Origin of the sequence: Oleisolibacter albus (assembly GCF_003336875.1) — a bacterium.
Lineage (GTDB): Bacteria > Pseudomonadota > Alphaproteobacteria > Azospirillales > Azospirillaceae > Niveispirillum > Niveispirillum album.
Map to the genome: position 1 here is coordinate 367,006 of NZ_QGNJ01000001.1, position 13,509 is coordinate 380,514.

At 69.8% G+C, this 13,509-nt stretch carries 10 protein-coding genes; 3 read left to right on the forward strand and 7 right to left on the reverse strand.

Annotated elements, in window-relative coordinates; genetic code table 11:
* Positions 1-99 precede the first annotated feature (99 nt).
* Together mfd and DK368_RS01790 are read right to left on the reverse strand one after the other, a co-directional pair.
* Complete coding sequence (gene mfd / locus DK368_RS01785) at positions 100-3,711, reverse strand: transcription-repair coupling factor (protein WP_240002285.1); 3,612 nt, start codon at positions 3,709-3,711, stop codon at positions 100-102.
* A 124-nt stretch (positions 3,712-3,835) separates the two neighbouring features.
* Positions 3,836-4,108 carry an FAD assembly factor SdhE gene (locus DK368_RS01790; RefSeq protein ID WP_114391827.1) on the reverse strand — a complete coding sequence of 91 codons (273 nt, stop codon included), beginning with the start codon at positions 4,106-4,108 and terminating at the stop codon, positions 3,836-3,838.
* Positions 4,109-4,222: 114 nt separating this feature from the next.
* Between DK368_RS01790 and recG the strand changes: the two genes are divergently transcribed.
* Positions 4,223-6,325 carry an ATP-dependent DNA helicase RecG gene (recG, locus tag DK368_RS01795; RefSeq protein ID WP_114391828.1) on the forward strand — a complete coding sequence of 701 codons (2,103 nt, stop codon included), beginning with the start codon at positions 4,223-4,225 and terminating at the stop codon, positions 6,323-6,325.
* Between the two features lie 35 nt (positions 6,326-6,360).
* On the opposite strand, the gene DK368_RS01800 is transcribed toward recG, so the two are convergent.
* Complete coding sequence (locus DK368_RS01800) at positions 6,361-7,068, reverse strand: DUF502 domain-containing protein (protein ID WP_240002286.1); 708 nt, start codon at positions 7,066-7,068, stop codon at positions 6,361-6,363.
* A 188-nt stretch (positions 7,069-7,256) separates the two neighbouring features.
* On the opposite strand from DK368_RS01800, the gene DK368_RS01805 reads away from it, so the two are divergent.
* Both DK368_RS01805 and DK368_RS01810 read left to right on the forward strand, forming a co-directional pair.
* A complete protein-coding gene (locus DK368_RS01805; protein WP_114391829.1) occupies positions 7,257-8,333 on the forward strand; it encodes a type III polyketide synthase in 1,077 nt (358 codons plus the stop codon).
* A complete protein-coding gene (locus DK368_RS01810) occupies positions 8,333-8,857 on the forward strand; it encodes an isoprenylcysteine carboxyl methyltransferase family protein (protein WP_240002287.1) in 525 nt (174 codons plus the stop codon). The genes DK368_RS01805 and DK368_RS01810 overlap by 1 nt, the downstream gene beginning before the upstream one ends.
* 25 nt (positions 8,858-8,882) lie before the next feature.
* On the opposite strand, the gene DK368_RS01815 is transcribed toward DK368_RS01810, so the two are convergent.
* The 4 genes from DK368_RS01815 to DK368_RS01830 all read right to left on the reverse strand — a co-directional run bounded on the left by DK368_RS01815 (position 8,883) and on the right by DK368_RS01830 (position 13,301).
* Entirely contained in the window at positions 8,883-9,644 is a 762-nt protein-coding gene (locus DK368_RS01815; protein WP_114391830.1) for a TrmH family RNA methyltransferase, read from the reverse strand.
* A 141-nt stretch (positions 9,645-9,785) separates the two neighbouring features.
* A complete protein-coding gene (guaB, locus tag DK368_RS01820; protein ID WP_114391831.1) occupies positions 9,786-11,273 on the reverse strand; it encodes an IMP dehydrogenase in 1,488 nt (495 codons plus the stop codon).
* 194 nt (positions 11,274-11,467) lie between these two features.
* Positions 11,468-12,214, reverse strand: coding sequence for an RlmE family RNA methyltransferase (locus tag DK368_RS01825; protein WP_114391832.1), 747 nt, complete (start codon positions 12,212-12,214; stop codon positions 11,468-11,470).
* 88 nt (positions 12,215-12,302) lie between these two features.
* Positions 12,303-13,301 carry a Ppx/GppA phosphatase family protein gene (locus DK368_RS01830; protein ID WP_114392080.1) on the reverse strand — a complete coding sequence of 333 codons (999 nt, stop codon included), beginning with the start codon at positions 13,299-13,301 and terminating at the stop codon, positions 12,303-12,305.
* Positions 13,302-13,509 lie beyond the last annotated feature (208 nt).

A 13,509-nucleotide genomic window follows, 5' to 3' on the forward strand; every position in this document is an offset into this window, starting at 1 on the left:
GCGCCCCTCATTTGCTGCGGCCTCCAGGGTAACGGAGGGGACGGGGGACGCAAAAGGATATTCTCCGTCCGCACCGTCCGGTCATGTGCCGTCACGGGGTCACCGCCGCCAGCGCGGCGGCCCCTTGCGCGACTTCACCAGCGGCACGTTGGTGGGCGGAACCGGCGGCGGCGGGGGCGGCGGCGCCAGCTTCTCCGTCGGCGCCTGCCCCGCCGCCATCTGGGCCATGGCCTGCATCAGGGTGCGCACGCCGGCCATCCGCGTCTCCGGGCTGTCCCAGGGCCGCAGCACCACCAGCTTATGGTCGGGCCGCAGCTTGGCAGTGCCCGCCTGCCCCTGCAGGAATTCCACCAGCCGGGCCGGATTCTTGAAGCTGTTGTCGCGGAAGCCCATGACGGCGCCCTTGGGCCCGGCATCCAGGGTGGCGATGCCGGCTTCCTTGCACAGCCGCTTGATCTCCACCAGCTTCAGCAGGTTGTCCACCTCCTCCGGCAGCGGGCCGAAGCGGTCGATCAGCTCGGCGGCGAAGCTGTCGATCTCGGCCCGGTCGGCCAGATCGGCCACGCGGCGGTACAGCGTCAGCCGGATGCCCAGATCGGCCACATAGCCCTCCGGGATCAGCACCGGCATGCCCAGATTGATCTGCGGCGTCCAGCCGGCCTGCTCGGCCTCGCCGGCCTCGGCCCGGCCCTCGCGGGCGGCGGCCACGGCCTCCTCCAGCATCTGCTGGTACAGCTCGACACCCACCTCCTTGATATGGCCGGACTGCTCCTCGCCCAGAAGGTTGCCGGCGCCACGGATATCCATGTCGTGGCTGGCCAGCTGGAAGCCGGCACCCAGACTGTCCAGCGTCTCGATGACGTGGAGGCGCTGCTGTGCCGTAGTCGACAGCACCGTGCGCGGCTGATAGGTCAGATAGGCGTAGCCGCGCACCTTGGCGCGGCCGACGCGGCCCCGGATCTGATAGAGCTGGGCCAGACCGAACAGGTCGGACCGGTGGACGATCATGGTATTGGCGCTGGGGATGTCCAGGCCGGACTCGATGATGTTGGTGGCCAGCAGTACGTCGTACTTGCCGTCGTCGAAGGCCGTCATCACGTCCTCCAGCTCCGACGCGGCCATCTGGCCGTGGGCCGTGATCAGCTTGACCTCCGGCACCAGCTCCTCCAGCGCCCGCTGGACCTTGGCCAGATCCTCGACCCGCGGGCAGACATAGAAGCTCTGGCCGCCGCGGTAATGCTCGCGCAGGATGGCCTCGCGGATCACCACCGGGTCATAGGGCAGCACGAAGGTGCGCACGGCCAGCCGGTCCACCGGCGGCGTGGCGATGACCGACAGCTCGCGCACGCCGGACAGGGCCAGTTGCAGCGTGCGCGGGATCGGCGTGGCCGTCAGCGTCAGCATATGCACGTCAGCGCGCAGCTCCTTCAGCCGCTCCTTCTGCTTGACGCCGAAATGCTGTTCCTCATCGACGATGACCAGCCCCAGCCGCTTGAAATCCACGCCCTTGCCCAACAGGGCATGGGTGCCGACGACAATGTCCACGGTGCCGTCGGACAGGCCCTGCTTCACCAGGCTCTGTTCCTTGCCCGTGACCATGCGCGACAGCTGGCCCAGCCGCACCGGCAGGCCCTGGAAGCGCTGCTCGAAGGTGCGGTAATGCTGGCGGGCCAGAAGCGTGGTCGGCACCACGACCGCCACCTGCATGCCGGCCATCACAGCCAGGAAGGCGGCGCGCAGCGCCACCTCGGTCTTGCCGAAGCCCACATCACCGCAGATCAGCCGGTCCATGGGCTTGCCGCCGCCCAGATCGCCGATGACATCCTCGATGGCGTGCAGCTGGTCGTCGGTTTCGGCGAAGGGGAAGCGGGCGCAGAACTCGTCCCAGGCACCGTCCGGGACAGTGATGGCATCGGCCCGGCGCAGCGCCCGCTCGGCGGCGATGCGCAGCAGGGCTGCGGCCATGTCCTTCAGCCGCTTCTTGACCCGCGCCTTGCGCGACTGCCAGCCCACACCGCCCAGCTTGTCCAGCTGGGTCGCCGCCTCTTCGCTGCCGAAGCGCGACAGCACCTCGATGTTCTCGACCGGGACATAGAGCTTGTCCCCACCCTCATAGAGAAGGCGCAGACAGTCATGGGGGGCGCCGCCGACGGTCAGCGTCTCCAGCCCGTCATAGCGGCCGATGCCGTGATCCACATGCACCACCAGATCGCCGGGATTCAGCCCCGCCGCCTCGGAAATGAAGTTGGCCGCCCGCCGCTTGCGCTTCGACCCGGCCCGCACCAGCCGGTCACCCAATATGTCCTGCTCGGTGATGACGGCCAGTCCCGGCGCGGTGAAGCCATGGTCCAGCGGCAGCACCACCAGGGCGATGGTCGTGCGCGGCAGCCCACCCACCGCCTCCCAGGCCTCCACAGCCTTGATGCGGTCGATGCCATGCTCCTTCAGCACCGAGGCCAGACGGTCGCGGGCGCCAGCGGAATAGCCGGCGATGACCACACGGCGCTCCTCGGCCAGCAGCCCGTCCACATGCTGGCGCAGCACGTCGAAGACATTGACCCCGGACTGCACGCGGGCATCGGCGAAGTCGCGGCCACGCCGGCCGCCGGCATCGGCCAGATCGCGGTTGCCGGTCTCGCCCTCCACCGCGGCGAAGGGGGACAGCTGGCCAACGGCCCGCACCGCCAGATGCAGATCCCATCCGTCCCCGCCGAGGAACAGGCTGCCGGTGGGCACGGGCCGGTAGACCGGATTGCCCGACTTCTTTTCCGCCTCCTGCAGGGTGCGGCGGGCAGTGTAGAAATCCTCGATCTGGGACAGGCGCTGGTCGCGCGCCTCCTCCACATTGGCATCCAGCGTCACCGAGGCGTGGGGCAGATAGTCGAACAGTGTCTCCAGCCCCGGATGGAACAGCGGCAGCCAATGTTCCATGCCGGCATGTTTGCGCCCGGCGCTGACGGCCTCATAGAGCGGGTCCTCGCCCGTCACCGCCCCGAACAGCTCGCGGTAGCCGGTGCGGAAGCGCTGCACCGACATCTCGTCCAGGAACACCTCGGACATGGGCGTCAGCTGGAAGCCGTCACGCTTCTCCGTGGTCAGCTGGGTCATGGGATCGAAGGTGCGGACGCCGTCGAGATCGTCGCCGAACAGATCCAGACGCAGCGGCTCGGCCGTTCCCGGCGGATACAGGTCGATGATGCCGCCGCGGATGGCGAACTCACCCGGCTCGCGCACCGTCTGCGCCCGCACATAGCCGTTCTGGCTGAGGAAGCGCTGCAACTCCGCCAGATTGATGCGCTCGCCCACCGTGGCGCTGAAGCTGGCATTGCGGAAGGCCAGCCGCGGCGGCACCTTCTGCAGCGCCGCGTTCACCGTGGTGATGACCAGCAGCGGCCGCCCCGGCTGGGCTGGGCGCAGCAGCCGTGTCAGCGCCTCGATCCGCCGGGCCACGATCTCGCCATTGGGGGAGACGCGGTCATAGGGCAGGCAGTCCCAGGCCGGGAACGGCACCACCTCGATCTCCGGCGCGAAGAAGCCCACCGCCTCCGCCAGCCGTGCCGCCCGGGCATCGTCGGTGGCGATGTGCAGCAGGCTGCCGCCCTTGCGCGCCAGCGCCGCCAGCAGGCGGGCATCCTGTCCGTCGGGCGCCCCGGCGATCAGCAGACGGCGGGGCTGGCCCAGATTGAGGGCGATATCGGGCGTGGGGATCACGGGCGGAACTCGAGGGATGCGGGCAGGACGGCCTAACTAATAGGCATGCCGGCCACGGGGGCAAGGACCACGGGGGCGGACCACACCCATGCACCGTGGTATTTCTCGGCAGATTGCCGCAGCATCAGGCGTAGCGGTGCTGTTGCAGCAGGGCCATGACCGGGGTGTCGTGCTCGGCCGGCACCGGCAGCCGACCCAGGATCCAGTCATAGACATCCGGGTCCTGTTCCAGCAGCAGACGCTCATAGGCATCCACATCGGCCTCGCCCAGGCTGGGCAGGTGCTTTTCGGCGAAGCTGCCCATCAGCAGGTCCATCTCCTTGGTGCCGCGATGCCAGCTGCGGAAGATCAGGCGCTTGCGCCGCGGATCCAGGGTGGTTTCGACAATCTCGGACATGGGCGCTCCGGCGGGGGAAAGGGGATAAGGTTCGCATGGCGCGTGAAGCCGCGACCGGCATACGATATAGAACCGCCTCCCGCTGCTGTCAGCCGTCTCGACCCCGATCCGCCCGTGCGCCCCGCCATCCTCTTCCCCCTGTTCGCGCCCATCACCAGCCTGCCCGGGCTGGGTCCGAAGCTCGGCAAGCTGGCCGAGCGGCTGGCCGGGCCGCATGTGGTCGACCTGCTGTGGCACAAACCCAGCGGCGTGCTGGACCGTCTGGCCGTCGGCTCCATCGCCGAGGCACCGGAGGGGCGTATCGTCACCCTGACGGTGCGGGTGGACGCGCATGTGCCCGCGGTCATGCCGGGCCGCCCCTACCGCGTGCGCTGCACCGACCATACCGGCCTGATGGACCTGGTCTTCTTCCACATCAAGGGCGACTGGCTGGTCAAGAAGCTGCCGGAAGGCCAACGCATCGTCGTCAGCGGCAAGGCCGAGCGCTTCAACGGCCAGCTGCAGATCGTGCATCCCGATTACTACGGCCCCGCCGACGATCTGGCCGGCGGTTCCTCGGCCATGCCCTCGGGCAGTGCCGTGGAGCCGGTCTATCCCCTGACCGGCGGGCTGAACCCCAAGCCGCTGCGCACCGCCATCGAGGGCGCGCTGCAACGGGCGCCGCAGCTGCCGGAATGGCAGGACCCGGCTTGGCTGCAACGCACAGGCTGGCCCGACTGGCACAGCGCCATCAGCCGGCTGCACCATCCAGAAAGCACGGGCGACGTGCAGCTGGACGCGCCCCACCGCCAGCGGCTTGCCTATGACGAGCTGCTGGCCAACCAGCTGGCCCTGGCCCTGGTGCGCTGGCACCAGCGCCGCCTGACCGGGCGGGAGATCCGCGGCGACGGACACCTGCGCGCCCAGGTGGCGGCGGCCCTGCCCTATCGGCTGACCGGCGCCCAGGAGCGGTCCCTGGCCGAGATCGACCGCGACATGGCGGCGCCGGAGCGCATGCTGCGCCTGCTCCAGGGCGATGTGGGCAGCGGCAAGACCATCGTGGCACTGATGGCCATGCTGACGGCGGTGGAAAGCGGGGCCCAGGCGGCGCTGATGGCCCCGACCGAGATCCTGGCCCGCCAGCATGCCGAAAGCCTGTCGCCCCTGTGCGCGGCGGCGGGCATTACCCTGGCCGTACTGACCGGCCGTGACAAGGGCAAGGCCCGTGCCGCCTTGCTGGAGCGGCTGGCGGCGGGAGAGATCCATATCCTGGTCGGCACCCACGCCCTGTTCCAGGACGAGGTAGCGTTCAGGGATCTGGCCCTGGCCGTCATCGACGAGCAGCACAAGTTCGGCGTCCATCAGCGGCTGCAACTGGCGGCCAAGGGCCGCGGCGTCGATACGCTGGTGATGACGGCGACGCCGATTCCCCGCACCCTGACCCTGACCGCCTATGGCGACATGGACGTGTCGCGCCTGGACGAGAAGCCGCCGGGCCGCCAGCCCGTGCGCACCGTGGTCATGTCCGCCGACCGGCTGGAGGAGGTGGTGGCCGGCCTGCCCCGCGCCATCGCCGGCGGCCAGCGCATCTACTGGGTCTGCCCCCTGGTGGAGGAGAGCGAGCAGGTGGACCTTGCCGCCGCCACCCTGCGCCATGCCACCCTGCACGAACGGCTGAGCGACCGCGTCGGGCTGATCCACGGCAAGATGAAGGGGCCGGAGAAGGATGCCGTCATGGCCGCCTTCGCCGAGGGCCGGCTGGATGTGCTGGTGGCGACCACGGTGATCGAGGTGGGCGTCAATGTGCCCGAGGCCACCATCATGGTCATCGAGCATGCCGAGCGCTTCGGCCTGGCCCAGCTGCACCAGCTGCGCGGGCGCGTGGGCCGCGGTGCCGGGGCCAGCACCTGCCTGCTGCTCTGGTCCCAGCCGCTGGGGGAGACGGCGCGGGAGCGGCTGCAGGTGATGAAGGAGACCGAGGACGGCTTCCTCATCGCCGAGAAGGACCTGGAACTGCGCGGCGCCGGTGAGGTGCTGGGCACCCGGCAGAGCGGCCTGCCGGAATTCAGGCTGGCCGATCTGGCCCAGCATGGCGACCTGCTGGCCACCGCCCGCGACGATGCCCGCCTCATCATCGAGCGCGACCCCGAGCTGGACAGCCCGCGCGGCCAAGCCCTGCGTGTGCTGCTCTATCTGTTCGAGCGCGACGCGGCGGTGAAGTATCTCCGCTCGGGCTGAGGTCCCGACCAGACCGGCCCCCTGGCCGGCAGCGGTCAGGCGCTGTGCGTCAGCGCCCCGCCCTCCACCACCGCGGCCGGCCGCTCCGGCGGGGTGACGATGCCGCCGGACACCACCATCTTCAGCCCGTCCTCCACCGACATGCTGAGCTTCACCAGATCCTGGCGCGGCACGAACAGCAGATAGCCCGAGGTGGGATTGGGCGTCGTCGGGACGAAGACATTGACCACCTCGTCCTCGGTCAGGCTCTGCACCTCGCCCTGGGTGGTGCCGGTGATGAAGGCGATGGACCACATGCCCTTGCGCGGATATTCGACCAGCACCACCTCGCGGAAGGCGTCGGACTGGTTGGCCAGCACCGTCTCGAAGATCTGCTTGGTGGCGGCATAGATGCCGCGGACGATGGGCATGCGCCCCAGGATGGCCTCGCCCAGCCGGACCACCAGCCGGCCCAGAAAGCCGGCGGCGAACATGCCGATCAGGATCAGCGCCACCAGCACCAGCAGCACCCCCACACCGGGAATGGTGAAGGGCAGATAGGTTTCGGGATTATAGGCCGTGGGCAGGATGGCCGTGACCAGGGCGTCGATGCCGCCGACCACGACCCAGACCAGGTAGAGCGTGATGGTCACCGGCGCCGTCACCAGGATGCCGGCGAACAGATAGGCCCGCAGCCGCGCCGCCAGCCCCAGGCCAAAGGCCCGCTTCAGCGTCTTTTCCGTTCCACCGCTCTTACCGCCCACAATGCCACCTCTTCGCACCGACCACCCCACCTTAGCGCCTACGTGCGGCGGCTTCGTGACAAATGCAAGCGTCTCCAGGTCTTTGACGACGCACACCCCCTCCGCGCGGGTGAACTTCTCCGCGCCATCGGGTGTTGAGGAGGCATCGCACGCAAGTCCTGCCCCGCAATCCCACTCTCAGGGTGTTCATGCCCACGGCGCATCTGCTCGGCCTGGCCACGGCCACCCCGCCCCACCGTCTGACCCAGGAGCAAACACGGGAGGTGGCGCGCAGCGTCTTCGCTGACCACATGCGCGATTTCGAGCGGCTGGCGCCGGTCTTCACCAATGCCGGCATCGATTCCCGCCAGTCCTGCGTGCCGCTGGACTGGTATCGGACCCGCCATGGCTGGCGCGACCGCACCGCGCTCTATCTCGGCCATGCCCTGGAGCTATTGGACCGGGCCACACGCGCAGCCCTGGCCCGCGCCGATCTGGAGCCGGGCTGCATCGACGCCATCGTCTGCGTCTCCTCGACAGGCATCGCCACCCCCAGCCTGGATGCCCGGGTGATCCAGCGTCTGGGGTTGCGCCCCGATGTGCAACGGCTGCCGGTGTTCGGTCTGGGATGTGCCGGCGGCGTCCTGGGACTGGCCCGCGCCGCCGACTGGGCCCGGGCCCGGCCGGGCTCCACCGTGCTGCTGCTGGTGGTGGAGCTGTGCGCCCTTTCCTTCCGCCGCGACGATGTCTCCAACGCCAATGTCGTCGCCACGGCCCTGTTCGGAGACGGCGCCGCCGCAGTGCTGCTGCGGGCACCCGGACCTGAACCCGGAACCGGGCCGGAAACCGGCGCTCCCCCAGGCCCGGCCCTGCGCGCCACGGCCGAGCACACTTGGCCGGACACGCTGGATGTCATGGGCTGGCGGGTCGAGGAGGATGGGCTGGGCGTCATCTTCAGCCAGAGCATCCCGGCCCTGGTCCGTCTGCGCTTCGGCGCAGTGGTCGACCGCTTCCTTGACAGTCAAGGACTGGACCGCGGCCGGTTGACCGGAAGCATCTGCCACCCGGGCGGCGCCAAGGTGATCGACTCACTGGAGGAGGTGCTGGCGCCCTGTACCGCCGGGATGGAGGAGGCCCGGACCGTGCTGCGCGACCACGGCAACATGTCTGCGGCCACCGTTCTGTTCGTGCTGGAGCGCCGCATCGCCAGTGGCGCCCGCGGCCCGCATCTGATGACGGCGCTGGGTCCCGGCTTCAGCGCCGGACTGGCCCTGCTGGATCTCTGATGCCGTCCGCGGTGATGGCGGAGATAGGCTGGCCACAGCTGATCGTGCTCCTGGTCGCGGCCCAGCGGCTGGGAGAACTGGTGCTGGCCAACCGCAACACCGCCCGGCTGCTGGCCCGGGGTGCTGTGGAGGTGGGGGCGGGCCATTATCCCCTGTTCCCGCTGCTGCATGGGAGCTGGCTGCTGGCGCTGCTGCTGCTGGTGCCGGCACAGGCGTCGATTCATGCGGGCTTGCTGCTGCTGTTCCTGCTGTTGCAGGCCGGCCGTGTCTGGGTCATTGCCACGCTGGGGCGGTTCTGGACCACCCGGATCATCACGCTGCCGGGGGCGCCGCTGGTGCGGCGCGGTCCGTTCCGGCTGGTCCGCCACCCCAACTACCTCATCGTCGCCGGGGAGATTGCGGTGCTGCCGCTGGCCTTCGGTGCCTGGGAGCTGGCCTTGCTGTTCAGTCTGCTGAACGCTGCCCTGCTGGCCTATCGCATCCGCAGGGAGGAAGCGGCCCTGGCCCCGCGGCGGGCGGGCTGAGCCCGGGGACCCGCCGGACCGCCGGTCAATAGCGGCTGCTGTACCAGCTGAACAGAGCGATGCTGGCCGCCACCGTGGCATTCAGGGATTCCACCTCGCCCGTCGTCGGCACGGTCAGGCGGCGCAGCGGCAGGTCGGGCGGCACACCCTTGCCCTCCTCCCCCAGCACCAGGCGCAGGTCCCCAGGCCAGGTGATGCGGGACAGGTCCTCCCCCCCGGCATCCAGCGCCAGCAGCGGCCCGGCGGCCCGAGCCAGATCGCCCCAGCGCCCGCCGCGGGCGAGGTTCAGACTGAACACGCCGTTGGCAGCGGCGCGGAGGCACTTGGGATGGAAGGGGTGCGCCGCCTCCTCCAGCAGGATCACCCGCGTGGCGCCGAAACTGGCGGCGCTGCGCAACAGGGCGCCGAGATTGGCGGGATCGCCCAGGGCGCAGACCAGTTCCAGCCCCCGCGGCGGCGCGGCCAGATCCGCGGTCGGCAGCTCCGGCACTTGCCCCACCAGCAGCGGATAGTCGGTGCCCGACACGTCCAGCCGCCGGAACAGCTCCGGCGCCAGCTGCACCCGCTCCACATGCTCGGGCAGCGGCCAGTCGGCGATCCAGTTGAGGTGGGGGACCAGGATGGTGCCGAAGCGCTCCGGCCAGCGCGTCAGCGCTTCCGGCACCAGCTTCAGGCCGGCCAGCAGGAACTGCCCGGCCTTGCGGATGCCACGGGACTCCAGCAGCGATTCCCAGCTCTTGAAGCGGGGATTCTGGGCGGATTCGATCAGCAGCGGCGGGCGGGACATGGCGGCTCCAGGCGACCGGGCCGACGGCCGGTCCCGGCAGGACGACGGGCCGCCGAAGCGGCCCGCCGGATCATGCGATATCAACGGAACAGGAAGCACTGCACCAACGGCCGCGCAGGCACGGCCGGCGCGCGCCCCGGGTCAGCCCGGACGGTAGTTCGGAGCTTCGTTGGTGATGGTGATGTCGTGGACGTGGCTTTCGCGCAGGCCGGCGCTGGTGATGCGCACGAACTGCGGCCGGGTCTGCATCTCCGGGATGGTGGCGCAGCCGGTATAACCCATGGCGGCGCGCAGGCCGCCCACCAGCTGGTGGATGACGGCGGAGATCGGCCCCTTGTAGGGCACGCGGCCCTCCACCCCCTCCGGCACCAGCTTCAGGGTGTTGGAGACCTCGGCCTGGAAATAGCGGTCAGCGGAGCCGCGGGCCATAGCGCCGACGCTGCCCATGCCGCGGTAGGATTTGTAGCTGCGCCCCTGGAACAGGATGACCTCGCCCGGGCTCTCGTCCGTGCCGGCGAACAGGCTGCCCAGCATGGCCACATCGGCACCGGCGGCGATGGCCTTGGCCAGATCGCCGGAATATTTGATGCCGCCATCGGCGATCACGGGGATGCCCTGCTTGTGGCATTCCTCCACCACGTCCAGCACCGCCGTCAGCTGCGGCACGCCCACGCCGGCCACGATGCGGGTGGTGCAGATGCTGCCCGGCCCGATGCCGACCTTGACGGCGTCGGCGCCGGCATCGATCAGGGCCTTGGCCGCCTCGGCCGTGGCCACGTTGCCGGCCACGATCTGGGTGTAGTTGGCAAGGTTGCGGGCGGCGGCCACCTGTTCCGCCACCTTGCGCGAATGGCCGTGTGCGGTGTCGATCACCAGCACGTCCACGCCGGCGTCGAACAGCGCCTCGGCCCGCTTCAGCCCGTCCGGCCCGGTGCCGGTGGCGGCGGCGGCGCGCAGCCGGCCCTTGGCGTCCTTGGCGGAATTGGGGTGCAGCTGCGCCTTCTCGATGTCCTTCACCGTGATCAGGCCGACGCAGCGGTATTCGCCATCCACCACCAGCAGCTTCTCGATGCGGTACTGGTGCAGCAGGCGCTTGGCCTCTTCCTTCTCCACCCCGTCGCGGACCGTGATCAGCCGGTCCTTGGTCATCAGCTCGGCTACGGGCTGGCTGGGGTTGCTGGCGAAGCGCACGTCACGGTTGGTCAGGATGCCGACCAGATGGCCGGCATGGTCGGTCACGGGAATGCCGGAGATGTGATGGCGGGCCATCAGCGACAGCGCATCGGCCAGGGTGGCTTCGGGGGTGATGGTGATGGGGTTCACCACCATGCCGCTCTCGAAGCGCTTCACCCGCCGCACTTCCTCGGCCTGACGCTCGATGTCCATGTTGCGGTGGATAACGCCCAGGCCGCCCGCCTGGGCCATGGCGATGGCCAGCGCGCTTTCCGTCACCGTGTCCATGGCCGCCGACATCAGCGGGATGCCCAGCTCGATGCTCTTGGTCAGGCGGGTGCGGGTGCTGACCTCGGCCGGCATCACGGCGGATTCCGCCGGCACCAAAAGCACGTCGTCAAAGGTCAGCGCTTCACGGAAACGGGCGGAGGTGCCGATGCGGCCGCTGCTGGTCATGAACCTGATCTCCCGCGGCGGCGCCCCGCCGGCTCTGGATGTGGCTTATGGGCCGGCGCCCCGCCCGTCAGCGCCGGGCGGACCATCGGTCCCATGTCTCAAGGTTCGCCGCACTATACACAGGGGCCGGAGGAAGGGAAGACACCGCCTATAGAAGGTCAGGGTTGCTTAAGCGGCGGGGGTACCCCCGCGGCTCATGCCTCCTCGGCCCCGGGTTCCTGCTCTGCCCGGCCGCGGAAGCCCAGCGCCACCACATAGGTTTCGCTGCTGTCCTGACGGCTGGCCGCCGGCTTGGCATGACGCACCGTAGCAAAATCGCGCTTCAGCGCGTCCAGCAGCGTCTTTTCCGCCCCGCCCTGGAACAGCTTGCACAGGAAGACACCGCCGGGGCTCAGCACCTCCGCAGCGAACTGGTAGGCTGTCTCGGCCAGCCCCATGATGCGGAGATGGTCCGTGGGCGCATGTCCCGTGGTGTTGGCGGCCATGTCGGACATGACGATGTCCGCCGGCCCGCCCAGCAACTGCTTCAGCCGCGCCGGCGCATCGGGGTGCAGGAAATCCATCTGGATGATGGTGGCGCCGGGCACCGGCTGCACCTCCAGCAGATCGATGCCCACCACCACGGCGCCGCCGCTGCCGGCGGGGCCGGGCTTGGCCCGGTCCACGGCGATCTGGGTCCAGCCGCCAGGGGCGGCCCCCAGATCGACGATGCGCTGACCCTTCTTCAGGAAGTGGAACTTCTCGTCCAGCTGCAGCAGCTTGAAGGCGGCACGGCTGCGGAAGCCGCGCTTCTTGGCCTCGGCCACATAGGGGTCGTTGAGCTGCCGCTCCAGCCAGCGGGCGGAGGAGACGGAGCGCCGCTTGGCTGTCTTCACGCGCACGGCCTGGGTACGGCCTGTGGGGGTGGAGCCGCTGGACGAATTGCCGGATGTCTTCTTCATAACGCCCTATATCGGCCGTTTCCGCCGGGGCGGCAAGCGCCACCGGCGCAGCCGCCTCATGCCCTGGCCGGGGGACCAGGCGCCCGCCTCAGGGGCGCCGGGCCGATGCCGCCAGCTCGAACAGGATGCCCTCGCGCACGCCGCGGTCGGCGATGCGCAGGCTCGGCACCGGCCAGCGTGTCCAGACGGCGTCCAGGATGGCGCAGCCGGCGATGACGAGATCGGCCCGGTCGCGCCCGATGCAGGGATGGTCGGCCCGTCCGCAATAATCCAGCGTCAGCAGCTCGTCGGTGATGGTCCGGGCATCCTCGCGCAGCAGCCGGGTGCCGTCGACACGGCTGCGGTCATAGCGCGGCAGACCCATCCGGATACCGGCCAGGGTGGTAACGGTACCAGAGGCGCCCAGCATCTGCACCCGCTTGGCCGCCACCTGCTCACCGATGCGGTTGCGTCTGTCGAATCCCGCCAGATAGCCGGCCACGGCCTCCACCATGGCGGCATACTGCTCCGGGCTGACGCGGTCGCCGCCGTGGGTTTCGGTCAGGTTGACCACGCCCAGCGGGATGGAGATCTGGTCCAGCACCCGCGGCCGGCCGCTGCGGACCTCGATCCAGATCAGCTCGGTGGAGCCGCCGCCGATGTCGAACACCAGGGCCCGCGGCACCGTCGGCGCCAGCAGCGGGGCGCAGCCGGCAAGAGCCAGCCGTGCCTCCTCGCGCGGGGTGATGATCTCGATGCGCAGGCCTGTTTCCTGTTCCACGGCCGACAGGAACTCGGCCCCGTTGCCGGCCCGGCGGCAGGCCTCGGTCCCCACGGCGCGGGCGATGGTGACGGCGCGTCGGTCCATCTTGGCTCGGCAGACCTTCAGCGCCTGTACGGTGCGGTCCATGGCCTCGTCGCTCAAGCGGTCGGTGCGGCTCAAGCCTTCCCCCAGCCGCACGATGCGGGAAAAGGCGTCGATGACACGGAAACCGTCGCGCGCCGGCCGGGCAATCAGCAGCCGGCAATTGTTCGTGCCCAGGTCGAGGGCGGCCATGACCGGCGGACGCGGGGCGATATCCACGCCACCCGGCAATCCCCATCCCATGGCCGGCAATCCCAGTTCCACCACACACCCCGCTTGGCGGCCTTCTGCCGCCGGGCCTCGGATCAATCGGTCCGGCGGCTGCCCTCGCCCACCGGCCGACTGTTACAGAATCGTATCGTACCCGAAGGGCGGGCAGGAGCAAGGGCCGAAGCCACAGCCTGCTCCTCTTGCGCCAGCAGAACGGCCCTGTCCCTGGCCCGTCCGGGCT